The 24,154-nt window shown below is 59.9% G+C and carries 22 protein-coding genes; 12 read left to right on the top strand and 10 right to left on the bottom strand.

Annotated elements, in window-relative coordinates; all coding sequences use genetic code 11:
- The first annotated feature begins 3 nt into the window (after positions 1–3).
- From EGT36_RS25075 to EGT36_RS25060, 4 genes are all read left to right on the top strand, one after another.
- Positions 4–1,503 carry a helix-turn-helix transcriptional regulator gene (locus EGT36_RS25075; RefSeq protein ID WP_045531491.1) on the top strand — a complete coding sequence of 500 codons (1,500 nt, stop codon included), beginning with the start codon at positions 4–6 and terminating at the stop codon, positions 1,501–1,503.
- Positions 1,504–1,621: 118 nt separating this feature from the next.
- Positions 1,622–1,801: a CsbD family protein gene (locus EGT36_RS25070; protein ID WP_004445431.1), complete on the top strand. Its 180-nt coding sequence runs from the start codon at positions 1,622–1,624 to the stop codon at positions 1,799–1,801.
- A gap of 7 nt (positions 1,802–1,808) precedes the next feature.
- Positions 1,809–2,156 carry a BON domain-containing protein gene (locus tag EGT36_RS25065; RefSeq protein ID WP_113381738.1) on the top strand — a complete coding sequence of 116 codons (348 nt, stop codon included), beginning with the start codon at positions 1,809–1,811 and terminating at the stop codon, positions 2,154–2,156.
- The gene (locus EGT36_RS25060) at positions 2,153–2,659 is read left to right on the top strand and encodes a DUF992 domain-containing protein (protein WP_072493123.1); all 507 of its coding nucleotides are present in this window, start codon (positions 2,153–2,155) and stop codon (positions 2,657–2,659) included. Before EGT36_RS25065 ends, EGT36_RS25060 begins: the two co-directional genes overlap by 4 nt.
- 64 nt (positions 2,660–2,723) lie before the next feature.
- Here the strand turns inward: EGT36_RS25060 and EGT36_RS25055 are convergent, their stop codons facing one another.
- Together EGT36_RS25055 and EGT36_RS25050 are read right to left on the bottom strand one after the other, a co-directional pair.
- Positions 2,724–3,998 (bottom strand): NAD(P)/FAD-dependent oxidoreductase, encoded by a 1,275-nt coding sequence (locus EGT36_RS25055; RefSeq protein WP_125271265.1) that lies wholly within the window; start codon positions 3,996–3,998, stop codon positions 2,724–2,726.
- A 15-nt stretch (positions 3,999–4,013) separates the two neighbouring features.
- Entirely contained in the window at positions 4,014–4,682 is a 669-nt protein-coding gene (locus EGT36_RS25050) for a haloacid dehalogenase type II (RefSeq protein ID WP_004445435.1), read from the bottom strand.
- 324 nt (positions 4,683–5,006) lie between these two features.
- Between EGT36_RS25050 and EGT36_RS25045 the strand changes: the two genes are divergently transcribed.
- The 7 genes from EGT36_RS25045 to EGT36_RS25015 all read left to right on the top strand — a co-directional run bounded on the left by EGT36_RS25045 (position 5,007) and on the right by EGT36_RS25015 (position 13,458).
- Positions 5,007–5,843 carry a GNAT family N-acetyltransferase gene (locus tag EGT36_RS25045; protein ID WP_004445436.1) on the top strand — a complete coding sequence of 279 codons (837 nt, stop codon included), beginning with the start codon at positions 5,007–5,009 and terminating at the stop codon, positions 5,841–5,843.
- Between the two features lie 16 nt (positions 5,844–5,859).
- The gene (locus tag EGT36_RS25040; RefSeq protein ID WP_125271264.1) at positions 5,860–7,233 is read left to right on the top strand and encodes an aspartate aminotransferase family protein; all 1,374 of its coding nucleotides are present in this window, start codon (positions 5,860–5,862) and stop codon (positions 7,231–7,233) included.
- Positions 7,234–7,491: 258 nt separating this feature from the next.
- Complete coding sequence (locus EGT36_RS25035; RefSeq protein ID WP_077985670.1) at positions 7,492–8,205, top strand: HAD-IA family hydrolase; 714 nt, start codon at positions 7,492–7,494, stop codon at positions 8,203–8,205.
- Positions 8,206–8,297: 92 nt separating this feature from the next.
- Complete coding sequence (locus EGT36_RS25030; RefSeq protein WP_125271263.1) at positions 8,298–9,908, top strand: ABC transporter substrate-binding protein; 1,611 nt, start codon at positions 8,298–8,300, stop codon at positions 9,906–9,908.
- A gap of 93 nt (positions 9,909–10,001) precedes the next feature.
- Positions 10,002–10,952 (top strand): ABC transporter permease, encoded by a 951-nt coding sequence (locus EGT36_RS25025; protein ID WP_125271262.1) that lies wholly within the window; start codon positions 10,002–10,004, stop codon positions 10,950–10,952.
- A complete protein-coding gene (locus tag EGT36_RS25020) occupies positions 10,952–11,806 on the top strand; it encodes an ABC transporter permease (RefSeq protein WP_004445444.1) in 855 nt (284 codons plus the stop codon). The genes EGT36_RS25025 and EGT36_RS25020 overlap by 1 nt, the downstream gene beginning before the upstream one ends.
- Positions 11,803–13,458 carry an ABC transporter ATP-binding protein gene (locus EGT36_RS25015; protein ID WP_006698419.1) on the top strand — a complete coding sequence of 552 codons (1,656 nt, stop codon included), beginning with the start codon at positions 11,803–11,805 and terminating at the stop codon, positions 13,456–13,458. Before EGT36_RS25020 ends, EGT36_RS25015 begins: the two co-directional genes overlap by 4 nt.
- A 246-nt stretch (positions 13,459–13,704) precedes the next feature.
- Here EGT36_RS25015 and EGT36_RS25010 read toward each other — a convergent pair whose 3' ends face one another.
- Positions 13,705–14,181 carry an Lrp/AsnC family transcriptional regulator gene (locus EGT36_RS25010; protein WP_125271449.1) on the bottom strand — a complete coding sequence of 159 codons (477 nt, stop codon included), beginning with the start codon at positions 14,179–14,181 and terminating at the stop codon, positions 13,705–13,707.
- A gap of 229 nt (positions 14,182–14,410) precedes the next feature.
- Here EGT36_RS25010 and EGT36_RS25005 point away from each other — a divergent pair, with 229 nt between their 5' ends.
- Entirely contained in the window at positions 14,411–15,736 is a 1,326-nt protein-coding gene (locus tag EGT36_RS25005) for an NAD(P)/FAD-dependent oxidoreductase (protein ID WP_004445448.1), read from the top strand.
- A 62-nt stretch (positions 15,737–15,798) separates the two neighbouring features.
- Here EGT36_RS25005 and EGT36_RS25000 read toward each other — a convergent pair whose 3' ends face one another.
- From EGT36_RS25000 to EGT36_RS24970, 7 genes are all read right to left on the bottom strand, one after another.
- The gene (locus EGT36_RS25000) at positions 15,799–16,734 is read right to left on the bottom strand and encodes an ABC transporter substrate-binding protein (protein WP_004445449.1); all 936 of its coding nucleotides are present in this window, start codon (positions 16,732–16,734) and stop codon (positions 15,799–15,801) included.
- A 128-nt stretch (positions 16,735–16,862) separates the two neighbouring features.
- Positions 16,863–17,801, bottom strand: coding sequence for an ABC transporter substrate-binding protein (locus EGT36_RS24995; RefSeq protein WP_004445450.1), 939 nt, complete (start codon positions 17,799–17,801; stop codon positions 16,863–16,865).
- Positions 17,802–17,823: 22 nt separating this feature from the next.
- Complete coding sequence (locus tag EGT36_RS24990; protein ID WP_107339657.1) at positions 17,824–19,629, bottom strand: amino acid ABC transporter permease/ATP-binding protein; 1,806 nt, start codon at positions 19,627–19,629, stop codon at positions 17,824–17,826.
- Between the two features lie 13 nt (positions 19,630–19,642).
- On the bottom strand, positions 19,643–20,197 hold the full coding sequence (locus tag EGT36_RS24985) for a GNAT family N-acetyltransferase (RefSeq protein ID WP_112553706.1): 555 nt from the start codon (positions 20,195–20,197) through the stop codon (positions 19,643–19,645).
- A 21-nt stretch (positions 20,198–20,218) separates the two neighbouring features.
- On the bottom strand, positions 20,219–21,406 hold the full coding sequence (locus EGT36_RS24980) for a M20 aminoacylase family protein (protein WP_125271261.1): 1,188 nt from the start codon (positions 21,404–21,406) through the stop codon (positions 20,219–20,221).
- 78 nt (positions 21,407–21,484) lie between these two features.
- Positions 21,485–22,825 (bottom strand): LLM class flavin-dependent oxidoreductase, encoded by a 1,341-nt coding sequence (locus tag EGT36_RS24975; protein ID WP_125271260.1) that lies wholly within the window; start codon positions 22,823–22,825, stop codon positions 21,485–21,487.
- A gap of 23 nt (positions 22,826–22,848) precedes the next feature.
- The gene (locus EGT36_RS24970) at positions 22,849–23,853 is read right to left on the bottom strand and encodes an LLM class flavin-dependent oxidoreductase (protein ID WP_035206909.1); all 1,005 of its coding nucleotides are present in this window, start codon (positions 23,851–23,853) and stop codon (positions 22,849–22,851) included.
- Positions 23,854–24,154 lie beyond the last annotated feature (301 nt).

Here is a 24,154-nt window from a genome sequence, read left to right as displayed (position 1 = left end):
GACATGGACGACAGCTTGACCATTCCCAAGATCAACCGGCTCGTATTGCAAAATCTCGTAACCGGGCTGAGCGACGGGCTGATCCTTCTCGAAAACGACGGAACAATCGCCTGGGCCAACAGGGCGGCGCTTGTGATGCACCGCATAGAATCGGTATCCGAACTCGGCGACGATACCGAAAGCTACCGGCGGAATTTCACGCTTCGGTATCGCAATAATCACCTTCTAGAAGCAGGGCAGTATCCGCTTGAGCGGCTTCTTGCCGGCGAGACCTTTGAAGACGTCACGGTGGAAATATCGCCGAGTGACGATGAAACCGAATGCTGGGTGCACACCGTGCGTGGCCTTATCCTGGAAGATGCCGGCGCGAAACCGGATGTGCTGGTGCTGATCATTCGTGACGAGACGCCGCGCTACGAAGCGGAGGCACGTTTCGAGAGTGCTTTTAACGCAAATCCCGCACCTGGTCTCATCTGCAGGCTTGAAGACCAGCGCTTCATTCGCGTCAACCAGGGCTTTTTGGAAATGACCGGCTTCAGCCGGGAGGATATTATCGGCATCAGCGTCGAGGAACTCGGCCTGTTTTCCGAATGCGATACCGGCGAGGATGCGCTGAAACGCCTGCATGAAGGACGTGTCATACGCCAGCGTGAGGCGCTCATCCCCATTCCCGGCGGCGACCGGCTGGTGATTGTGGCGGGAGAAACCATCGCCGTTGCCGAAGAGCCGTGCATGCTTTTTACCTTCGCCGATCTCGACGGCCGCCGGAAAGCACAAAATGCCCTTCGCCAGAGCGAGGAGCGCTTTTTCAAATCCTTCCGACTCTCGCCTGCACCGGCTGCGATTTCGAGGCTTGAAGATTTCGTGCTGACAGAAGTCAACGATGCATTTCTGACGCTGTGCGGACGCAAGGAAGCCGAGGTGGTGGGCAAGACGGCGAGCGAACTGAAATTGTGGGACGATGTGGCAGCACGGCGCGATGTCGAAAAGCGGCTGAAGGACAATATCCCGATCCGCAACGAGAACCTGCGCATGAACCTTGCCGATGGCAGCGCGGCCGAATGTATCGTTTCTGCAGAACGCGCCGAGATCAATGACCAGCTCTGTGTCATCTGGGCGATACAGGATGTGACGGAACGACGCCGCTCCGAGAACGAACTGATCGAGGCGATCGAGAGCGTCATGGCCGATACATCATGGTTCAGTCGCACCGTGGTGGAACGGCTGGCAGGGCTCAGGCAGAATTCCCGCGGGGCGTCATCCTCCGCTTCGCTCAAGGATCTCACCGAGCGTGAAGAGCAGATATTGTCTCTGATCTGCGACGGATGCAGCGACAAGGAAATGAGCGACCGGTTGAACCTGTCCAGACATACCATCCGCAATCATATTGCGTCGCTATACGGCAAGATCGGCGTTAACCGCCGCACGGCGGCGGTCATCTGGGCTAGGGAGCGCGGTTTTGCCGGCCGCCGGGAAAAACAACATTCGCCGCCCGCAAAATAGGTCAATTTGTACCAGTTGAACTAGTAGCTAATGCTCTGCAAGGAGCACTATTCCGGGGCTACCTTTCCATCATGCCGTTACCAACCGCGGCACGCTCAAACGATGGAAGGAGTTCGTCATGGACAATAACCGTATCGAAGGTATCGCCCGTCAGGCAAAGGGCACGATCAAGGAAGCAGCCGGCAAGATCACTGGCAATGACAAGCTTCAGGCTGAAGGCAAGGCCGAAAAACTGGCCGGTCAGGCGCAGGAAAAGCTGGGCCAGACGAAGGATACCGTCAAAAAAGCATTCAAGTGAACCGTCAATGTTCAAGGCAGGAGGTTTCACCATGATGCTTGCGTGCGAAGCAAACCCGGCGGCAAGCTGCCTTCCGCAGGAGGTCAGCCTCTGCGCCGCCCTGCAGGCCGTAATCGCCTATGCTGACGGACAGGAGAAAAGCTCAATCTCCGTCACGTCGGTCGAGGGCCGTATTGTGCTCTCGGGCGAGGTTGAAACGCTCTCCGCCTTCGAACGTGCGGTGATCATCGCGGAATGTTTCGCATCGCGGCCGATCATTGCTGATCTGGCGATCCGGCAGCCGCCCTATACCTATCTGGATGCCTCTTCCCCACGCATCCGCCTCGTGAATGATAACAGGAGTGACAGACAATGAAAAAACTCGTTCTCGCAACTGCAATTGCAACGCTGGCCATTGCCCCACTCGCTTCCGCCGAGACGAAGCACAACGGCAAGCGCGCTACGGAAACCGCGCAGAAGGAGCGTGTCGGCACGCTGTCGTGTGAAATCGCCGGCGGCGTCGGCCTCGTCGTCGGATCCAGCAAGGCGGTGAACTGCGAATTCCGCCAGCGCTCAGGAAAGACTGAGCGCTACACGGGCAAGATCGGCAAGCTCGGTCTCGACATCGGCGTGACCGGCAAGACCTATATGAGCTGGATCGTGCTGAACACGGCGGCAAGCCGTGTGGGTGACGGCGCGCTGAGCGGTGATTATGTCGGCGCTTCCGCAGGAGCGTCGGTCGGGGTCGGCCTCGGCGCCAATGCGCTGATCGGCGGCAATGCCAAAAACTTTGCCCTGCAGCCGATCAGCGCCGAAGTGGGAACCGGCGTGAATGTTGCAGCGGGTGTATCCCACCTTCAACTGAAGCGCGCGGGTTGACCGTTCATCCGAGGCATCCGAGGAGAGGCCGCGCCTGGCTGGCGCGGCCACAAATTGCGGCCGGCTACTGTATCTTGTCCAGCATCTTGTAATATAAACCCACGAGCGGCAGGAACCAGGGCTTGCCGAAATGACCTGGCACCGCCGGCCACTCAAGCCCCTTTAGCGGGTTGTTGTCCGGCCGCCCCAGAATGGCGTCCGCAACCACCATACCGAGATGTGTGGAAAGCTGCGCCCCGTGACCGGAATAGCCCATGGCATACCAGACGCCATCGTGATAGCCGGCCCGCGGATAGCGGTCCTTGGTCATGTCCACCAGTCCGCCCCAGCAATAGTCTATCGGCACATGCGAAAGCTGGGGAAAAATGCGATGGAGGCTTTCCGTCAGGATCGCTCCGCTCTTGGCGTCAGAACGCTGGTCCGACGTGGCGGAGAAGCGTGCACGGCCGCCAAAGATCAGCCGGTTATCCGGAGCCAGCCGGAAGTAGTTGCCGATGTTCATGGAGTTGACATAGGTGCGGTTGCCCGGAACCGACGCCTTCACTTCTGCATCCGTCAGCGGCCGCGTGGCGATGATGAAACTGCCGACGGCGATGATGCGCCGGCGAAAATAACCGAAACCGGAGGGCGTGTAAGCGCCCGTCGCAACGAAAACATTGTCCGCGGCCACCTTGCCGCGCGCGGTTTCAAGTTCGTGAAGCCCGCCGTTCTGAATGTGTTTTGTCACCGACGCATTTTCGAAGATCACCGCGCCATGACGGCTGGCAGCTTCGGCGAGCCCTGCCACATAACGGCCCATATGCATCATGGCGCTCTTCTTCGAGAGCATGGCGCCATGAAAGGGCGAACCTATTTCCGTCGTAAGATCGGCGGCGGACAGAAGCGCCGTATCGGGATCGACCTCGGCGTGGACAGCTTCGAAATTCCTCGCCAGCCCTTCGAAATGCTGCGGCTTCGAGGCCATTTTCAGTTTGCCCGCCCGGCGGAAATTACAGTCGATACCTTCCTCGGCGATCAGGCTCTCCAGCGTGTCGATTGACGCGTCCAGTGCTTTGTAGAGCGCAATGGCTCGTTCCTTGCCAAGCTCCGCCTTGGCGGAAAGATAGGAATGGGCAAGGCCGTTATTGAGGTGCCCGCCATTGCGGCCGGAAGCACCCCAGCCGACCCGCTGCCCTTCCAGAACAACGACGCGCGCGCCCGCTTTTGCGAGCTGGCGCGCGGCACCAAGACCGGTAAAGCCGCCGCCGATGACGGCCACATCATAGTGACCCTCTACAGGACCTTCCGCCGCCCCCGCGAAAGAGGGGGCAGTATCGTGCCAGTAGGAGACGAGCTTCATGGCCTGGTCCTTTCCTTACAGTCCGACAACACCCGCGAGACCGGAAATATCGGCGATCTCGACATAACCATAATAAGGGTTTGCCGGTTCGTGGCCGCGATTGACCCAGACCTTGTTCTTGATGCCGAGATCATGGGCCGACATCAGGTCGTAACGGAATGAGGACGAGACGTGGAGAATGTCTTCCGGACCACAGCCGAGCATGTCGAACAAATATTCGAAAGCCTTGAAATGCGGTTTGTAGGCCTGCGCCTGCTCGGCCGTATAGACGGCATGGAACGGCGCACCGAGCTTTGCGACATTCGACATGATCTGCGAATTCATGGCGTTGGACAGGATGACGAGCGGAATTTCGTTGGCGACCTTCGCCAGACCAGCGGGGACATCCGCGTGCGGACCCCAGGTCGGAACGCGCTCATAGGTCATGATGGCATCCTCGTCCTTGAAGGATACGCCGTTGCGCCTGCATGTCCGTGACAGCGCGTTGTGAACGACTTCAGCGTAAGGCTTCCAGTCATGCATGACCTCGTCCAGACGATAAGCGGAGAAATTCTTGATGAATTCCTGCATCTGCGCTTCATCCAGGCGGTCGCCGTAAAGATCGCGGGCGGCCTCGGCCATCTGAAAGTTAATCAACGTACCGTAGCAATCGAAAGTGATGTATTTCGGGCGGAAGATGGTCATGTCGTCGTCATCCTTGATTGGGGATCGAGTGTGGCCGGAATAATGAGATCATAGAAAGCCTTTGTCCCGTCGGCGCACCGCAATTGCCCGTCGCGAAAGCAGATTGTTGCGTATGTAGCTGCCAGTTTGGCAGAGAGTTGCGCGCGGAGAAACCCGGATGCCCTCGCCCGGCCCGGTTTGCCGCCAGGCGCGCACGACAGGCGGCATAAGATGCGGCAACGGATAAAAGCAACAGCGAAACATATCGAACCTTCCCATTTGTCGGGACAATCTTCTTCAAACCTCAGTCTATCAATGAACCAGCAGAGCAAACGGAGTTTCGGCATGCACGCCAGCCCCATCGACATCCAGTCCTTTCAACCTGACCATCTTGACGCCGCCGTCGAACTCTCGCGCCAGGCCGGTTGGCCGCATCGCAAGGAAGACTGGGCGCTTGTCCTTTCAATCAGCAATGGCTTCGTCGCGCTCGAAAACGGCCGTGTCGTCGGATCCGCAATGGCGACGTTGCTGGGAGATGGCTGCGCCACCGTCAATATGGTGATCGTGGATGAGGCAATGCGCGGCCGCGGTCTTGGCCGCCGTCTGATGGATGCGGCGATCGGCGCCGCCGAGGAGCGCGAATGCCGCCTGGTCGCCACGGCCGATGGCCTTCCCCTCTATGAAAAAATGGGCTTCGTCGCCTCGGGGGAAGTGCTCCAGCATCAGGGTGTTCCTGTTCCTGGCGAAAAGCCGGCGGGTGTCGCCTGGCTCGAGACCGTCGTTCCAGGGGAGCTTGCGGTGCTCGATGCGCAGGCGTTCGGCGCGGACCGCACCGCACTATTTGCAGCGCTTGTCGCGAGAGCGCGTTTTGCCGAAGTCCGGCAGGAGGGCGTCCTCAAGGGCTTTGCAGCCCTGCGTGCCTTCGGGCGCGGTGAGGTCATAGGCCCGGTCGTGGCAGAAAATGCTGAAACTGCAAAGGCCCTCATCGCTTTCGTCATTGCCGAGCGCCCCGGCATGTTCCTGCGGGTGGACACCACCGCCGATACGGGTCTCGCCCCATGGCTCGTCGAAAATGGTCTTGCCCATGTCGGCGGCGGCATCGCCATGCGCCGACCGAAGACCGACATCGCCCCCGGCAGAAAATTCAAAACATTTGCATTGACCAGCCAGGCACTCGGCTGAATCCGGAGAGAGACCCATGTTAAGCAATTCCCTGATCGAACTGGACCGCGCCCATCTGGTGCACCCCGTCTCCTCCTTCCGCGGCCATGAGAAGCTGGGCGTGCGGGTGCTGAAATCGGCAAGCGGCGCCACCGTCACCGACATCACCGGCCACCAGCTCATCGATGGCTTTGCCGGTCTGTGGTGCGTGAATGCCGGTTATGGTCATGACAGCATCGTTGAGGCCGCGGCCAGACAGATGCGGGAATTGCCCTATGCCACAGCCTATTTCGACATTGGCAGCGAGCCGGCCATCCGGCTTGCGTCGGAACTCGCCGACCGAGCGCCCGGCGACCTGAACCATGTCTATTTCACGCTTGGCGGCTCCGATGCCGTGGACAGCACCATCCGTTTCATCCGCTATTACTGGCACGCCAGGGGTGAGCCGCAGCGTGACCAGTTCATCTCCATCGAACAGGGTTATCACGGCTCCACCACCGCCGGTTCGGGCCTCACCGCCCTGCCCGCGTTTCATGCTGGTTTCGGCGTGCCTTACGACTGGCAGCACAAAATCCCGTCGCATTACGCCTATCGCAACCCGGCCGGAAGCGATCCCGCCGCCATCATCACCTCTTCCCTGCAAATTCTGAAGGACAAGATCGAGACGATCGGTCCGGAGCGCGTCGCCGCCTTTTATGCGGAGCCCATTCAGGGTTCCGGCGGGGTGCTCGTGCCGCCGCCCGGCTGGATCAAGGCCATGCGGGACCTCTGCAAGTCATACGGCATCCTTTTCGTCGCCGACGAAGTCATCACCGGCTTCGGGCGTACCGGCCCGCTTTTTGCCTGCGCCGACGAAGATATCGTGCCCGACTTCATCACCGCGGCGAAGGGCCTCACGTCCGGCTACGTGCCGATGGGCGCGGTATTCATGGCTGATCATGTCTACGACACGATTGCCGATTTCGCAGGCGAAGCGGCGGTCGGCCATGGCTATACCTATTCCGCTCATCCGGTCAGCGCAGCCGTGGGTCTGGAAGTGCTGAAGCTTTACGAAGGCGGGCTGCTGGAGAATGGCCGCCGCGCCGGCGCGCGCCTCATGGCGGGGCTGGAAGGGCTGAGAAGCCATCCGCTGGTCGGCGATGTGCGCGGCCGCGGTATGCTTGCCGCCGTCGAGCTTGTGACCGACAAGGAGAAGAAAACCCCGCTTCCGGCAGCGGCCATACCGGCCCGCAGGGTTTTTGATCGCGCCTGGGAGAACGGCCTCATCGTACGCGCCTTCGCGAACGGCATCCTCGGCTACGCGCCGCCGCTCTGCTGTACGGATGGCGAGATCGATGCGATAATCGAACGAACGCTTAAAACCCTCGATCAGACGTTAGAGGACCCGGCCGTGCGGGCGGCCATGGCCTGAAGCGGCGACCGGCTCTTTCCGGCACCTTCGCGAAATGTCGCCACACAGCGCATATTCGCAATATTCTGCCGAAGAGCCGATCCATTTCGGAGAATCCGGCGCGCCGGAACTGCCAAACTATCCCTAAGAAAAAGCACAAAACGCCACTAAAACAGGCGTTTTCAAAAATGGGAACGGGACAAGGATCCCGTCCGGGAACGAAATAAAATGCCGCAACCCTCCCCTAAAAAGGACGTGGCGGCAGAGCGGAGACCGACATTGCCCAAAAAACTGAGCGACTTCAAATATATGAGCTTCGACGTGGTGGGAACCCTCATCGATTTCGAACGGGGTCTGACATCGACGCTGGCCGCAATCGGTGCGGAAAACGGTGTTGAGGTCGATGGTGAAAAGGCGCTCGCGCTCTACCGTGCGGCCCGCTACTCCGACGCGACCGACCTTTTTCCCGATGATCTCGTGCGCGTCTACCTCATCATTGCCCCTGAGCTCGGCCTGCCGGTGGAGCGCGCCTATGGTGAGCGTCTGCGCGACGCGGCAAAGGACTGGAAAGGCTTTGCCGACAGCCGCGCCGCCATGGCCGAACTTTCAAAGACCCACCGCCTGATCGCCATGACCAATGCCCGACGCTGGGCCTTCGACTATTTCTCGAAGGAACTCGGCAACCCCTTCCACGCCGCTTTCACCGCCGATGACACCGGCACTGAAAAGCCCGACCCTGCCTTCTTCGAGAAGGTCTTTTCCTTCGTGGAAAGCGAAGGAGCGTCGAAGGAGGACATTCTGCACGTGGCGCAGAGCCAGTACCACGATATCGGCATTTCCCGAAAACTCGGCATGACCAATTGCTGGATAGAGCGTCGCCATGCCCAGAAGGGATATGGCGGCACGATCGAGCCGGAAAACTTTACCGAACCGGATTATCACTTCACGTCCATGGCCGGCCTTGCCGAAGCCGCCAGACAAACGGGCGGCTGAGCGCCCCTGCTGTCGGCGTGGCGCACACCGGTGCCCAGCCGCAGATAATTTCTACAGACGCATTTCAAGAAATCATACAAAAGGGGAAGACCATGAGTGACAGGATTTCAAACTGGACCCGCTCCGACGATGCTGCCGTTGAACAGGCGATACGCCGCGGCGCCACACGGCGCGAACTGCTTCACATGATGCTGGCGGGCGGCGTGGCCCTTTCCGCCGGCTCGGCAATCCTCGGCCGCGCCTCGCAGGCCGTGGCGGCTACCCCGGTTTCCGGCGGCACGCTGAAGGCGGCGGGCTGGTCGGCCTCCACTGCCGATACGCTGGATCCGGCCAAAGCCTCGCTCTCGACGGATTATGTCCGCTGCTGCGCGCTCTACAACCGCCTGAGCTTTCTCGACATTTCCGGCACGCCGCAGATGGAGCTGGCCGAATCGATCGAATCCAAGGACGCCAAGACCTGGACCGTGAAACTCCGCTCAGGAGTGACCTTCCACGACGGCAAGGCGCTGACCGCCGACGACGTGGTCTATTCGCTGAAGCGCCATCTCGATCCAGCCGTCGGCTCCAAGGTTGCCAAGATCGCGGCACAGATGACCGGCTTCAAGGCCGTCGACAAGAGCACCGTCGAGATTACGCTGGCCAGTGCCAATGCCGACCTGCCGACGATCCTTGCCATGCACCACTTCATGATCGTGGCGGACGGCACCACCGATTTCTCCAAGGGCAATGGCACCGGTGCCTTCAAGCTCGAAAAATTCGAGCCGGGGGTACGCTCGATCATGGCGAAGAATACCAATTACTGGAAATCCGGTGGACCGCACGTCGACAGCTTCGAGTTCTTCGCGATCTCGGACGATAATGCCCGTGTCAACGCGCTTCTCTCCGGTGATATCCAGCTCGCCGCCGCCATCAACCCGCGCGCCCTCCGTCTGCTCGACAAGCAGGAGGGCGTTGTCCTGTCGAAGGGAACGTCCGGCAACTACACCAATCTCAACATCCGTCTTGATCAGGCCCCCGGTAACAAGGCCGATTTCATTGCCGGCATGAAGTCGATCGTCAATCGCGAGCAGATCGTCAAGGCGGCCCTGCGCGGACTTGGGGAAGTGGGGAACGACCAGCCGGTGCCGCCCATGAGCCCCTATCACAATCCGGGTCTGAAGCCGAAAGCCTTCGATCCCGAGAAGGCGAAGTTCCACTTCGAAAAAGCCGGCGTCATTGGCCAGTCCATCCCGGTCATTACCTCCGACGCGGCGAACTCGGCCATCGACATGGCGATGATCATCCAGGCTTCGGCTGCGGAAATCGGCGTCAAGCTGGACGTGCAACGCGTTCCCGCCGACGGCTACTGGAGCAATTACTGGCTGAAGGCCCCGATCCATTTCGGTAACATCAACCCGCGTCCGACGCCCGACATCCTGTTCTCGCTGCTTTATGCATCGGACGCGCCGTGGAACGAAAGCCAGTACAAGTCGGAAAAATTCGACAAGTTGATGCTGGAGGCGCGCGGCCTGCTCGACATGGAGAAGCGCAAGCAGATCTACTTCGAGATGCAGACGATGATCGCCGACGAAGCAGGCACCATCATTCCCGCCTATCTCACCAATGTGGACGCAATCTCCTCCAAGCTGAAGGGGCTGGAAGCCAATCCACTCGGCGGCATGATGGGTTACGCCTTCGCGGAATACGTCTGGCTCGAAGCCTGATAAACCATGGTGCCGGGCGTGAAACAGCGCCCGGCAAGCTTTCCCCAAGATGCGGGAAGCCTCCACCATCAGGCAGGTTGCAGGAGCATGTGAATGAACAGCCGGATATTATCCCTTGTCGCCAGGCGGCTGGTCGTCATGCTGACGACGCTGCTTATCGTCTCATTTATCGTCTTTTCAGCCACCAGCCTGTTACCCGGCGACACCGCGACGATCCTCCTCGGCCAGGCGGCGACGCCTGAAGCCGTTGCCGGCCTGCGTACAGCCATGCATCTCGACGATCCCGCCCTGCTGCGTTTCATCCGTTGGCTTTTCGGCCTGGTGCAGGGAGATCTCGGCACGTCCTATGCCAATAACATGGCGATTGCCGATCTCATCGGCCCGCGTTTCATCAACTCCATGAAGCTGGCCGGCATCACGACCATCATCGCCGTGCCGCTGGCGCTGACGCTCGGCATCAGTTCCGCAATGCTGCGGGGAACGCTTTATGACCGGGCCGTCACCGTGCTGACCATCGGCGTCATTTCGGTGCCGGAATTCATGATCGCGACGCTCGCGGTGCTGCTTTTTGCCGTTTACCTGAAATGGCTGCCGGCGCTATCGCTCGTCAGCGAAGTGCACACGCTTTTCGATGTGCTGCGTGTTTACGCCATGCCCGTCATCACCCTGACCTTCGTTGTCTCCGCCCAAATGATCCGCATGAGCCGCGCCGCCGTTATCGAGACACTCGACACGCCCTATGTCGAAATGGCGCTGCTGAAAGGTGCGCCGCGCATGCGCATCGTGCTGCGCCACGCGCTGCCAAACGCGCTTGGCCCCATTGTCAACGCGGTGGCGCTCTCGCTCTCCTATCTTGTCGGCGGTGTTATCATCGTCGAGACGATCTTCAATTATCCCGGCGTCGCCAAGCTGATGGTCGATGGCGTCGCCACCCGCGACCTGCCGCTGATCCAGACCTGCGCAATGATCTTCTGCGTCGGTTATCTCCTCCTCATCACGACGGCAGACATCATCGCCATCATGTCCAATCCGAGGCTGCGCTGATGGCCGATCATGTCAAAACAACTTCGGGGACCTCGCGTTTGGGTTACAAGATCAACGCAGTCGGCGTTTTCGGCTTTCTCGTCATCTTTCTCTGGGCCATGGTTGCGATCTTCGCGCCATATCTCATTCCGCATCCGGTCGGTGAAATCGTCGATTTCGATTATTTCGGGCCGATGACATCGGAGCTCTGGCTCGGTTCGGATTATCTCGGTCGTGACGTGCTTTCCCGTATTCTCATGGGCGCACGTTTCACGGTCGGCATTTCGCTGGCAGCGGTCGCCATCGCCTGCACCTGCGGTGTTGTGCTCGGCATGTGCGCCGCCGTCATCGGCGGCTGGTTCGACGCCGCGCTCAGCCGGTTTCTCGATGCGGTGAATTCCATTCCAAGCAAGCTTTTCGGCCTTGTGGTCGTCGCCGCTGTCGGTTCGTCCATTCCGGTATTGATCGTTACGCTCTCGGTCATCTACACGCCCGGCGCCTATCGTTTTGCCCGCGCGCTTGCAGTCAATGTCAACACAATGGATTTCGTCACAGTGGCGCGTGTTCGCGGTGAGAGCCTCTTTTATCTCATCGGCTCCGAAATTCTGCCGAACATCATCCGGCCCGTGCTTGCCGATCTCGGCGTGCGGTTCGTGTTTATCGTCCTGCTTCTTTCTGGCCTTTCCTTCCTTGGCCTCGGCCTGCAGCCACCCAATGCCGACTGGGGTGCGCTGGTGCGCGAAAACATTGGCGGCCTGCCTTTCGCGGCCCCCGCGGTCATTTTTCCGTCACTGGCCATTGCAAGCCTGACGATCAGCGTGAACCTGCTGATCGACAATCTGCCGCAGAAAATTCGCGACAGGAGCGAAGCATGAACAATCTCGTTGAAATCCGCGGATTGAAGGTCGAGGCAACCACCGATTCAGGCCGTCGCATCGATATCATCAAGGGCGTCGACATCGATATCGCCGATGGCGAAATCGTCGCACTGATCGGCGAAAGCGGCTCCGGCAAGACCACCATCGCCCTGACGCTGATGGGTTACGCCCGCCCCGGTTGCCGCATTTCCGGCGGCAGCGTCAAGGTGGCGGGTCAGGATATGGTGCAGCTTTCCGAAACAGAGCGCGAAAGGGTCCGCGGCACACAAGTCACCTATGTCCCGCAAAGCGCTGCTGCCGCCTTCAACCCGGCACAGAAGATCATAGATCAGGTCATCGAAGTCACCCGCATCCATCACCTGATGCCGCCGCAGGAAGCCCGTGCACGCGCGGTTGAGCTCTTCAAGGCGCTCTCATTGCCCAACCCGGAAACCATCGGTGACCGTTATCCGCATCAGGTCTCCGGCGGTCAGCTTCAGCGCCTCTCCGCGGCCATGGCGCTGATCGGCAATCCGAAGCTGGTGATCTTCGACGAACCGACCACCGCACTCGACGTGACGACCCAGATCGAGGTCCTGCGCGCCTTCAAATCGGCAATGCGCAGGGGCGGCATCGGAGGTGTCTATGTGTCACACGATCTCGCCGTCGTTGCCCAGATCGCCGACCGGATCGTGGTGCTGAAAGGCGGTGAGGTACAGGAAACCGGCACCACCAGGGATATTCTCGAAAACGCGCAGCATCCTTACACAAAGGAATTGCTGACGGCATTTCATGACAAGGTCCGCACGGTCGCTCCGCCAACGCAGGAGCGGGCAGCACCGTTGCTGGATATTGAAAATCTGATCGCTGGATATGGCACCAAGGGCGACGACAGGATGCCGCTCGTGCGCGCCGTGGATTCCGTCAGCCTTTCGGTCTATCCCGGTCGCAATCTCGGTATCATCGGCGAATCCGGCTGCGGAAAATCGACACTGGCACGCGCCATTGCCGGCATTCTTCCGGCGGCAGGCGGCCATGTCATTTTCGAAGGCAAGGAGCTGGATGCCGATGCCCGCCATCGGACAAGCGACCAGCTGCGCCGCATGCAGATCGTTTTCCAATATGCCGATACCGCGCTCAACCCTTCGAAACCGATCGAGGATATTCTCGGCCGGCCGTTGACCTTTTATCACGGCATGAAGGGCAAGGCCCGGGATGCGCGGGTCGATCAGCTTCTCGACATGGTGAAGCTGCCGCGCTCGGTGCGCCACCGTCATCCCTCAGGCCTGTCAGGCGGGCAGAAGCAGCGCGTCAATTTCGCCCGGGCACTGGCCGCCGAACCATCACTCATCATCTGCGACGAAATCACCTCGGCGCTGGACACCGTGGTTGCCGCCGCCATCATCGATCTTCTCGGCGAATTGCAGCGGGAGCTGAACCTCTCTTACATCTTCATCAGCCACGATCTCTCGGTGGTGGAGACCATCTGCGACGAAATCGTGGTGATGTACGCCGGCAAGAAGGTGGAGCATCTGGAGACGGAAGCCATCAAATCGCCGACGCATCCCTATTCAAAGCTGCTCTTCTCTTCGGTACCCAAACTCGACCCGACATGGCTCGACAATCTTCAGCAGGATACGGAGCTGGTGCGGGCGTTTTCCAAGCGGTGAGCCGCTGAAAAACAGTAAGGCGTTGCAAAAAACTGGGTGATTACCAAAGAGGATTGAGACGCTGTCCTCCGTCATGCCGAACTTGATCCGGCATTCAGCCACGATGCGTCTGCGCCGTGAGAAGAGTCTTTTGCGATCAGGGACTTGATCGCGCTGGACCCGGATCAAGTCCGGGGTGACGGAGTGTAAGTGCAACCCCTGTCAAACCCACCGGTTCTGCGGACGTCTGATGCACTCCCTCTCACTTCAAAGCGGAAACAGGCTGGTCAGCGGCATATGCGATTTGATAATCGGCGATTTCAGCACCACGAAGCTGAAATATTTGTCGATGCCCACGTCCATATCGGCCAGCCTTTCCATGATCGACTGATATTCGACAATGCCCGACGTGACGAATTTCAGGAGGTAGTCGTAACCGCCGGAAACGAGATGGCATTCCACCACCTGATCGATTTTTTCGACGACCCCGAGGAAGCGGGCGAAATCGATCTGGCGATGATTCTTGAGTGTGATCTCGGTGAAGACCGTCAGCGTCTGGCCGAGTTTGTTGATGTTGATCTGCGCCGAATACCCCTCGATATAACCTTCCGACTGGAGCTTCTTCACCCGCATCAGGCAGGGGCTTGGCGAAAGATTGACAAGTTCCGCCAGCTCGACATTGGTGATGCGACCGTTTTTCTGAAGTTCATAGAGAATCTTGATATCGATCCGGTCAAGTTTCATCACGTGCGGAACCCCTTTTGTTTTTTCAGACACGCGGCATAAAATTCTGGCGCGGCAATTGAAATCTTACCACATGAACGCGCGCTGTCGACGCAACGATGTTTTTTTCATTCAGCAGAAAGAGTTGCAGAGAGGTCTGCGAACAGCAGGAAATTCCGGCAGAGAGCCCAGTCTGGCAACGTTTGCGCGTCGGCCAAGGTAAATTAGGACGACTATAAGGAGCCAGACCATGCCCGCCCCGCTGCAACAGATAACGACATCGCCGGACCTGCCGAAAGCGGCTGACGCCGTCATCATCGGCGGCGGCATCGTCGGCGTATTCGCTGCTTATTACCTCGCGCAGCGCGGCCTGAAAGTCGCCCTTGTCGAAAAAGGTCTTATCGGCGCCGAGCAATCCAGCCGGAACTGGGGCTGGTGCCGGCAACAGAACCGCGACGCAAGAGAATTGCCGATTTCGACGCAGAGCCTTACGCTCTGGGAACGATTTGCGGGCGAAAGCGGCGAGAACACCGGCTTTCGCCGCTGCGGGCTGCTTTACCTGAGCGACAACGAGGCCGAGCTTGCTGGATGGGCGCGCTGGCGCGACTTTGCCCTTACTGCCGGCGTGACGACCCATATGTTGAGCGCAGATGAGGCGAGTGAGCGTGGGCATGCGACCGGAAAACGCTGGAGGGGGGGCGTTTTTTCACCGACCGACGGAACAGCCGATCCTTCCATGGCGGCCCCCGCCGTAGCGCGTGCCATCATGCAGCTGGGCGGCACGGTGCATCAGAACTGCGCCGCGCGGGGCCTCGAGACGGAAAATGGTCACGTCAGCGCCGTCGTTACCGAAAAAGGAACCATCCGCACGAAAACGGCGATCATGTCCGGCGGCGCCTGGGCCTCTTCATTCTGCCGCCAGCTGGGCATCCGTTTTCCGCAGGCTTCGGTTCGGTCCTCCATTCTCGCCGTTACGCCCGGCGCGGAAGGTCTGCCGGATGCGCTGCACACTGCCGCCGTCTCGGTAACGAAGCGGAATAATGGGGGCTATACGCTCGCCATCAGCGGGCTTGGACGCATTGACCCGACGGCGCAGCAGGCGCGGTTTGCGCGTGAGTTCGTGCCAATGTTCCTCAAACGCTGGCGCAGTCTCAGGCCGGGCGGCCTGGAAGGCGTTCGCGGTGGCCACGAGTCGCTGAAAAACTGGCGCCTCGATGCGCCGACCCCCATGGAACGGGTTCGCATTCTGGATCCGAAACCGAATGCGGCAGCGATACGCGAAACCCATGAAAGAGCTTTGCAGCTCCTGCCTGCTCTACGCAAAACGCAGGTTTCGACCACATGGGCCGGCTTTATCGACAGCACGCCGGATGGCGTACCTGCCATTGGTGAAACCAGCGAATTGCCCGGCTTCATCCTCGCCGCGGGCTTCAGCGGCCATGGTTTCGGCATAGGTCCGGGAGCGGGCCACCTCATTGCCGATATCGTCACTGGCGCCAGCCCGATCGTCGATCCCGCGCCTTATCATCCCAGCCGTTTTAACAGCTCGGCCTGGGGCAAGGTCGCGGATTTCTGACGGACAAATACCCGCGGGGATGACCCAGCGGGTATTGCAGTCCGCCGCATCTCATCTGCAGGTCAGCTTTTCGGCAGTCCGGGAGGATTGGTCCGCGATTCCGGCAGGGCCTCTTCGGAAAGTTGCCAGCGGTCGAGAATTTTTGCATAGGCACCACTCTTGATCAGATCGTTGGTGGCGAGTGTCAATGCATCGGCCAGTCCCGAACCCTTGCGGGTGGTGATTGCAACGTCGGAACGTTCCGGCCATCCGGCGGAAAGGGTCCCGACACGCTTGATTGTCTTGTCTCGCGCTGCGATGAAAACCAGCTGGGCATGCGGCTGAACGATTACATCCGCCCGCCCTGCCGAAAGGGCTACAAGCCGCGTTGCTTCATCGTCGTAATATTGCAGCTCGATCGGCTTCAAACCGGCGGCAACGTTCTCGTCGCTCCATTTCAGCAGGATACGCTCCTGATTGGTGCCGGCGCCGACGATGATACGCAGCCCCGCCGCATCCTTCGGCTCCCTGATAGCGCTTATGCCACTGTCGGACTTGACGAAGAAGCCGTGGAGACCCTGCCGGTAGGTGGAGAAGTCGAACTTTTCCTTGCGCTGCTCCGTGACACCTACATTCGAGATCACCGCATCGTATTTGCCCGACGCGAGCCCCAGCGGCCAGTCCGCCCAGGCGACCGCCACCAGTTCCAGCTCAAGCCCGAGACTGTCGGCAACGGCGAGCGCATAATCGGGATCGGCCCCTACGACAGTCTTCGCGTCGGTTGCGTAAGTGGCCAGCGGCGGGCCGCCCGGTGAAACGGCCACGGTGAATTTGCCTGGTGAGACGAACCGGAAATCCTTCGGGATGGCGGCAATGGCGCCGGCATCCTTCTCGACCCTGACACGCCCAGGCTGATCCGGCGACAGATCGAAGACATCATCTGCGAAAGCAGACGCGAAGCCGGCAAAGGAAAGAAAGGCGCCGAGCGTGACGGAGGTCAGGCGAAAGGTGAAAGTCATTGGTGTTTCCCGATATTGATCGCGGGACGGAGGTAGCGCGGGCGGGAGGAGGCCCGCGCTACCGGCTGAGTGATGTCCCACCTTCAACTCAGCTTTTTCGGCAACTTGGCTGTCAGCGATATGCCTTCTCAGCTCTTGGGCAGACCGGGCGGGTTTGTGCGGGATTCGGTGATGGCCTCCGAGCCCAGATTCCAGCGGGCGAGAACCTTGCCGTAGTTGCCGTTCTTGATCTGGGCATTCAGTGCGGCAGTGATGGCTTCGGCAATACCGGCGTCCTTTTTCGAAGCGACGGCGATTTCCGCCGCTTCGGGCCAGCCGCCGGAGAAGGTGCCGACGAGCTTCGTCTTCTTCTGGCTTGCCGCCTGGAAGGCAGAGGTGGCATTGGGGCCAAGATAGGCATCCGCGCGGCCGGATTGCAGGGCGACATCAAGCACCGCCTGGTCGTCGTAATATTGTACCTCGGTGTCGGCCAGGCCCTTGGCTTTGTTGTCCTTGATCCACTTCAAGAGTATCTGCTCCTGATTGGTGGCCGCGCCGACAATCACCTTCAGCCCGGCGACATCCTCGGGCTTGCCGATTGACGTGACCTTGCTGTTGTTGCCCACGTAAAAGCCCAGCAGGTCATTGCGATAGCTGGAGAAATCGAACTTTTCCTTGCGGGCCTCCGTCACCGTTATATTAGACGTCACGGCGTCATATTTGCCTGATGTGAGACCGAGCGGCCAGTCAGCCCAGGCGATGGGGACAAGCTGAAGTTCAAGTCCAAGGCTGTCGGCGACGAGCTGGGCAATATCCGGCTCCACGCCGATCGGCGTCTTCGTGTCGCTCGCATAATCCACCAGCGGCAACCGGAAAGGTACGGTCGCAACCGTCAGCTTTCCATCGGCGACGAACTTGTGGCCGGCAGGCAGGAGCTTGATCGCCTCCTCCACCTTTTCTGCGCGAACGCGACCCTTCTGCTCCGGCGACAGGTCAACCTCCTGCGCATGCGCTGCCGGGATGAGCGCGGCAGTGGCCGTGAAAAGACCACCGGCGAGCAGGGATAATAATTTCGATGAAAAAGCCATGTGAGTGTTTCCTTTTTGTTGATTAGAGAACTTTGGCGAGGAATTCGGCTGTGCGCGGATGCTCGGGATTATTGAACACCTTGTCAGGCGTGCCCGTTTCGAGAATCCGCCCCTGCTCCATGAAGATGACCCTGTCGGAAACTTCGCGGGCAAAACCGATCTCGTGCGTGACGATGATGAGGGTGACGCCGGACCGGGACAGTTCCTTGATGACGTCAAGCACCTCGTTGACGAGTTCGGGATCAAGCGCCGAGGTCGGCTCATCGAACAACAGCACCTTTGGCCGCAGGGCAAGCGCCCGCGCAATCGCCACGCGCTGCTGCTGGCCGCCCGAAAGCTGACGCGGATAGGCCCCGGACTTTTCGGCAAGACCGACGCGAGCCAGAAGATCCCTCGCCTCCGCCTCGGCCTGCTCCTTCTTGATGCCGCGAACCACGACCGGCGCTTCGGCTATATTTTCCAGTGCGGTAAGATGGGGGAAGAGGTTGAAGCTCTGAAAAACCATACCCACTTCAACGCGTCGCTTGAGGATCTCCCGCTCCTTCAGCTCGTAGAGCGTGTCGCCTTGCTGGCGATATCCGACCAGTTCGCCGTCGATGGCAATGAAGCCATCATCCACGCGTTCCAGGTGATTGATGGAGCGCAGCAGGGTGGACTTGCCGGATCCGGACTGGCCGAGAATGGTGGTGACACTGCCCGCCGGAATGGAAACGGTGACATCATCAAGGACTTTCAGCGAGCCGAAAGACTTCGAAACACCGTGAATATTGACCGACCCACCGCGATTTCCGAGCTGGAAACTACCGGTCCTGACGGCGGCCGGCCGTTCGGCTCTAGCGTCCGCAGGCGCTGGTGCCTCCACCGCTTCAGGCAAGGGCCGGCGCGGCCGGATTGTGCGGTAGAGCGTTGCAAATAGTGAGGGCGGAGGGTTGCGCAGCGCGCCACGCGAAAAGTGCCGCTCAATGTGATGCTGGACGATGGAAAGCGCGGTCAGGATCACCAGATACCAGACGGTGGCAACCATCAGCAGCGGGATCACTTCCAGATTGCGGCGATAGATGATCTGGATCGTATAGAATAGCTCGGGCAGCGCGAGGATATAGACCTGCGACGTTCCCTTTGCGAGGAGAATGATCTCGTTGAAACCATTGGGCAGAATGGTTCTCATCGCCTGCGGTAGCACGATGCGCGAAAACTGCCGGCGGCGCGGCAGGCCAAGCGAGGCCGCCGCTTCGAGCTGACCTTGTTCGACTGATAGGATGCCGCCGCGCACGATCTCCGATGAGAAAGCCGCAGCATGTAGCGTCAGTCCGAGCACCGCAGCCGCAAAGGGCGTCATGAGCTGCGTCGTGTTCCAGCTGAAGAAGTTGATACCGGTATAGGGAACGCCGATCGTGACGGTCTCGTAGAGATAACCGAGATTATTGAGGATCAGCAGCAGCACAATCAGCGGAATGGAACGGAATATCCAGATATAGGTCCAGGAGATCGCGACAAGCAGGGGAGACCCCGAAACGCGGGCAAGGGCGAGAACGGTGCCGAGCACGAAACCCAGAAAAGCCCCAAGCGCCGTCAGCAGCAGCGTCCGGCCTAGCCCGACAAGCACCGGTTCGGCGAAAAACCATTCCGCAAATACATTCCAGCCCCAGCGTGGGTTACCGAAGACGGAATGCAGGACGGCCGCGATGATGATAACCGCAAGAACGGTGCCCGCCGTACGCAGCGGATAGCGGGCAGGAACGACGCGGAAATGCGCGTAACCGTCCCTGACCGGCTCGCCCTTGTGTTCACTCACCGAGACATTCGGAAAATCGGAAGCTATCGTCATCGGAAAAGGCCTTTCACGGATGAACTGGAGAGAGTTGCGGCCGCGCGGCCGAAAGCGATGCGCCATCCCTGATGGGCGCAGAAGCTTCAGACAGCCATTTTTCAAAAGGCAGGGACTTGATCGTCTCGGGATCGGCCGCGGTGTCGAACAGGGCGCGGTAGCCGTTGGTCAGATAAAGACCGACCGCTTCTGGCTGACGGAAGCCGGTGGTCAAATAAACGCGGGCGTAGCCCTGACGGATCGCCTGCAGCTCCAGTTCACGCAGCACAAGTTTCGCGAGCCCCTGCCTGCGATGGGCGGAGTGTGTCCAGACGCGCTTGAATTCTGCCGTCTCGTCGTCGTAGCGCATGAAAGCCCCACCGGCGATCGCCTTGCCGTCACGCAGGAGCAGCAGGAAGTTGCCAGATGGCGGGCTGAAGGCCTCAGGCGGATATTTGCTGAGCTCCGCCTTGGCCCCTTCCGCATTGAAAAATGTGCCGTAGCGGCTGTCATATTCGAACAGCAACTCCTCAAGAAGCGGCGTCGCGAGCGGATCCTTGACCGATGTGTAGAAAAAACTGTCGCTCATGTCCTTGTCCCAAATTTTGCGTCAGGAGAGGTAGTCTTCCGCCAGACGCACCCAGAAGCGCGCCGCAGGCGCGATGATCGTATCGTTGAAATCATAGTGAGGGCTGTGCAGCGGCGCGCTGTCGCCATTGCCGACGAAGAGATAGGAACCAGGCCGCTCCTGCAGCATGAAGGCGAAATCCTCGCTCGCCGTTCTCGGCTGAAAGCTCTCGGCGATCTGTCCTGGCGGGAAGTGCCGTCTGGCGACATCTTGGGCGAAAGCCGTCTGCACGGCATGATTGATGACGGGCGGAAAACCCCGTGAATAAGCAACCTCGGCCTTTGCGCCAAAGCTTTCCGCCTGCGCCTTTGCCAGCGCCGGAAGCCGCTCCTCCAGCCTGTCGCGCACGACCGGCGAGAAGGCGCGTGCAGTGATCTGCAGTTCGACGCTCTCGGGAATGACATTCGAGGCCGTCCCGCCATGAATGGAGCCAACCGTCAGCACCGCCATCTCGCGCGGATCGACATTGCGTGAAACGATGCTTTGCAGCGCGGTGACGAAGCTTGCCGAGGCGAGAACCGGGTCGACCGTTTCGTGCGGCGCTGCCCCGTGTCCGCCCCTGCCGACAATCCGCACCTTCGCCTTGTCGACGGAGGCCATTGCAGGACCTTCAACGAAACCGAACTGGCCCGCCTCGACACCCGGCCAGTTATGCAGGCCAAAGACGGCGTCGACCGGAAAGCGTTCGAACAGCCGGTCCTTTATCATCGCCCTTGCGCCGGCGCCGATTTCCTCAGCGGGCTGGAAGATCAGTGTCAACGTGCCGGAAAAACTCGAGGTTTCGGCAAGATAACGGGCTGCTGCGAGCAGGATGGTCGTATGGCCGTCGTGACCGCAGGCATGCATGACACCCGGCGTGTCGCTGGCATAGGCAAGGCCGGTTTCCTCGGCAATGGGCAGCGCGTCGATATCGGCGCGAATACCGAGGCGTTTTTCGCCATGGCCGCGCTTGAGGGTCGCCACAACGCCATGGCCGCCGACGCCCTCCGTCACCTCATATCCGAAGGACAGAAGATAACGGGCGATGAGAGCGGCCGTGCGTTTCTCCTTCAGCGAGAGCTCCGGATGCCGGTGGAGATCGCGCCGGATGGCGATGCTTTCTTCTATGAAGGCAAGGATTCCCCGTTCGGCGTCGTCCTGCGGACGCACGCCGTCAATGTGGATATTCATGGTTCTATCTCCTGCACGACCCTTTACGCGCCGCGTCCTGAAAGTCTGCGCCGGCCGGGTCGCCCTCCGGCCGCGATCTTATGCGATGGCCTTGTCCGAACCGCTTTCGCCGCGGGTGTAGACGCTTTCCCGGAAAGGCAGCCCGAGATGGTCGCGCAGCGTCGCCCCGTCCAGATGCGGATCGAAATAACCCCGCCGCTGCAGCACAGGAATGACAAGGCGGATAAAATCATCCAGCCCTTCGGCGATCACGGGAAAACCGAGAATGAAGCCGTCCGCAGCGTCGTGCTCCACCCAGCGGATGATTTCGTCAGCCACCTTGTCCGGTGTGCCGATGAAGCCTTCACGCGGGGTCGCCGCCTCCAGTGCAGCCTCGCGCAGCGTCTGGTTCTTTTCCTTGGCGCGACGCTTGATGCGGTCGGTCGTTGAACGGAAACTGTTCTTGCCGATATCGCCCAGGTCAGGGAAAGGCTCATCCAGCGGATAGACGCTGAAATCATGATGATCGAAGAAGCGGCCGAGATAGGCGAGCGCCTCCTCGATTGTGATGAGGTTGCGGATAACGTCGTATTTCGCCTCCGCTTCATCCTGGGTCTCGCCGACAATCGGACCGATGCCTGGGAAGATCTTCACATCGGCAGCGGACCTGCCCTGCGCGACGGCACTCTGCTTCACTCGCTTTAGGAAGGTCTGGTTTTCCTCAAGTGAAGCGGAATTGGTGAAGACCGCATCAGCGTGCTTGCCCGCAAGACCGATGCCGGCATCGGATGAGCCGGCCTGAAACACTACCGGCTGCCCCTGCGGCGAACGCTGGATGTTCAAGGGGCCTTCCACCTGGAAAAAGCGGCCCTTATGGCCGAGGGTGTGAAGTTTGGTGCGGTCGAAAAATTGTCCCGTCTCACGGTTGCGCACAAAGGCATCATCGTCCCAGCTGTCCCACAGACCCTTGATGACTTCGAGATATTCGTCGGCAATCTCATAACGCAGCGCATGTTCAGGATGATTGCGGCTGTAGTTCTTCGCCGTGCCTTCGAGAGGTGTCGTCACCGCATTCCATCCGGCGCGGCCACCGCTCAGGAGATCGAGCGAAGCAAACTGGCGGGCGATGGTGAAGGGGTCGCTATAGGAGGTCGAAACGGTTCCGGCGAGACCGATCTTCGAGGTCACCGCGGCCAGCGCTGAAAGGATCGTCAGCGGCTCGAACCGGTTGAGGAAATGAGGGATCGACTTTTCGTTGATGTAAAGCCCGTCCGCCACGAAAGCGAAGGCGATACCGGCCGCCTCCGCCTTCAACGCATTCTTCCTGAAAAACTCGAAATTGACGCTGGCGTCAACTGGGCTTTTGGGATGCCGCCAGGCGTTCATATGCCCGCCGGGGCCCTGAAGCATGATGCCGAAACGGATTTTCTTTCTCGTCATGTCATTTCCTCCTGAGGACTAAATCACGCCGCCCGGGAAAGGCGGTGCGTGGCCAAGAGTTCGATCGAGGCAAGCCGCTGATCGGCCCCGACATGCGGCGGCTCGATGATGAATTCCTCGATGCCGTGCTCTTCGGAAAGCGCGCGAAGCGCCTTGTGAATATCCTCCGGCCCGCCATGCAGGACATTGGGCTTGCGCTCCTCGATGCGGTAATCGGCATCGCCGGACTGGCGGGCAAATTCCTCCGCCTGTTCACGCCGGCCCAGATTGAAGGCCCTGCCATCACTGAGGAACACCCGGTAAATGCGCTGACCTTCGACCTGCCGCGCGGCATGGGCGGGGTCGCTGGCAGCAAACGCTGACAGTGCAAGGACCGGGGCAACTCCGCCGCTTTCTTCACGGAAAGCCGAAAGGCTGCGGCGGAGAACCTCCACGTCGCCATTGAGATGGCCGGCAAAAACGAAATTCCATCCGCGTGAAGCGGCAAGCCTCGCGCTTTCCGGGCTGGCGCCGAGCAGGAATCGTTCCGCAGCGACCGGCGGTACGGGAGTTGCCCGCAATCCGGCCTGCGCGTGTTCGTGCGGCGCGGCGCCGGACAGGAATGTGGTAAGCTCGCCGAAGGCCGCTTCAAAATCCGGTTTGCGGGCAGGATCATAGGCCTGCTGCAAGGCTGACGTCGCGAGCGGCAGCCCGCCCGGTGTCTTACCGATGCCGAGATCGACCCGGCCAGGAGCGAGCGACGACAGAACGTTGAAAACCTCGGCAACCTTGTAAGGGCTGTAGTGCTGCAGCATGACGCCGCCTGAGCCGACGCGGATGTGGGAGGTCTTCGCCAATATCCACGCAACCAGCGCTTCCGGCGCGGACCCGGCTAGTTCCGGCGAATTGTGATGCTCGGCCACCCAGAAACGGCGGTAGCCCAGCTCTTCGGCACGTCTGGCGAGATTGATCGTGTCGCGGAATGCACTCGCCGCGTCCTCACCCGTTGGAACAGGGCTCTTGTCCAGCAAACTGAGCGTATACATCATCACCTCGCGTGTCTTTGATGCATACTTTGTCTACGGATTTTATATACTAATAAAGGATGATCGTTCCACGTTGCGGCGCGATGAGAGAAAATATTGTTTTCAGTGGTGTCTCGGAAAGCCGGCGCAGGCGGGAGGCATCCGCAACGCGGAGGTCACCTCAAAATAACGTGGCAATTGGCCGCTTTCAGCACCAAACGAAGGCGAAACGGGCTTGCGCCGAAATTCGGTAAAAACTACTTAGTAACTCAGGAATAATATGGCGAGGCGCTGTAAAATGTGCCGTCTCTCTTTCGGATCATGT

The sequence above is a fragment of the Agrobacterium sp. FDAARGOS_525 genome, assembly GCF_003938925.1.
Classification (GTDB): Bacteria; Pseudomonadota; Alphaproteobacteria; order Rhizobiales; family Rhizobiaceae; genus Agrobacterium; species Agrobacterium pusense.
The sequence above is the reverse complement of the archived record's forward strand: the minus strand, read 5'-3'. Positions and strand labels throughout refer to the sequence as shown.

Coding starts and splice junctions, on each gene's coding strand:
- EGT36_RS25025 (WP_125271262.1), top strand. CDS start 10,002: ATGAACAGCCGGATATTATCCCTTGTCGCCAGGCGGCTGGTCGTCATG.
- EGT36_RS24980 (WP_125271261.1), bottom strand. CDS start 21,406: ATGAATATCCACATTGACGGCGTGCGTCCGCAGGACGACGCCGAACGG.
- EGT36_RS25050 (WP_004445435.1), bottom strand. CDS start 4,682: ATGACCATCTTCCGCCCGAAATACATCACTTTCGATTGCTACGGTACG.
- EGT36_RS25065 (WP_113381738.1), top strand. CDS start 1,809: ATGTTCAAGGCAGGAGGTTTCACCATGATGCTTGCGTGCGAAGCAAAC.
- EGT36_RS24970 (WP_035206909.1), bottom strand. CDS start 23,853: ATGATGTATACGCTCAGTTTGCTGGACAAGAGCCCTGTTCCAACGGGT.
- EGT36_RS25075 (WP_045531491.1), top strand. CDS start 4: ATGGACGACAGCTTGACCATTCCCAAGATCAACCGGCTCGTATTGCAA.
- EGT36_RS25060 (WP_072493123.1), top strand. CDS start 2,153: ATGAAAAAACTCGTTCTCGCAACTGCAATTGCAACGCTGGCCATTGCC.
- EGT36_RS25005 (WP_004445448.1), top strand. CDS start 14,411: ATGCCCGCCCCGCTGCAACAGATAACGACATCGCCGGACCTGCCGAAA.
- EGT36_RS25040 (WP_125271264.1), top strand. CDS start 5,860: ATGTTAAGCAATTCCCTGATCGAACTGGACCGCGCCCATCTGGTGCAC.
- EGT36_RS25020 (WP_004445444.1), top strand. CDS start 10,952: ATGGCCGATCATGTCAAAACAACTTCGGGGACCTCGCGTTTGGGTTAC.
- EGT36_RS25030 (WP_125271263.1), top strand. CDS start 8,298: ATGAGTGACAGGATTTCAAACTGGACCCGCTCCGACGATGCTGCCGTT.
- EGT36_RS25000 (WP_004445449.1), bottom strand. CDS start 16,734: ATGACTTTCACCTTTCGCCTGACCTCCGTCACGCTCGGCGCCTTTCTT.
- EGT36_RS25015 (WP_006698419.1), top strand. CDS start 11,803: ATGAACAATCTCGTTGAAATCCGCGGATTGAAGGTCGAGGCAACCACC.
- EGT36_RS24975 (WP_125271260.1), bottom strand. CDS start 22,825: ATGACGAGAAAGAAAATCCGTTTCGGCATCATGCTTCAGGGCCCCGGC.
- EGT36_RS25045 (WP_004445436.1), top strand. CDS start 5,007: ATGCACGCCAGCCCCATCGACATCCAGTCCTTTCAACCTGACCATCTT.
- EGT36_RS25070 (WP_004445431.1), top strand. CDS start 1,622: ATGGACAATAACCGTATCGAAGGTATCGCCCGTCAGGCAAAGGGCACG.
- EGT36_RS24995 (WP_004445450.1), bottom strand. CDS start 17,801: ATGGCTTTTTCATCGAAATTATTATCCCTGCTCGCCGGTGGTCTTTTC.
- EGT36_RS24985 (WP_112553706.1), bottom strand. CDS start 20,197: ATGAGCGACAGTTTTTTCTACACATCGGTCAAGGATCCGCTCGCGACG.
- EGT36_RS25010 (WP_125271449.1), bottom strand. CDS start 14,181: ATGAAACTTGACCGGATCGATATCAAGATTCTCTATGAACTTCAGAAA.
- EGT36_RS25055 (WP_125271265.1), bottom strand. CDS start 3,998: ATGAAGCTCGTCTCCTACTGGCACGATACTGCCCCCTCTTTCGCGGGG.
- EGT36_RS24990 (WP_107339657.1), bottom strand. CDS start 19,629: ATGACGATAGCTTCCGATTTTCCGAATGTCTCGGTGAGTGAACACAAG.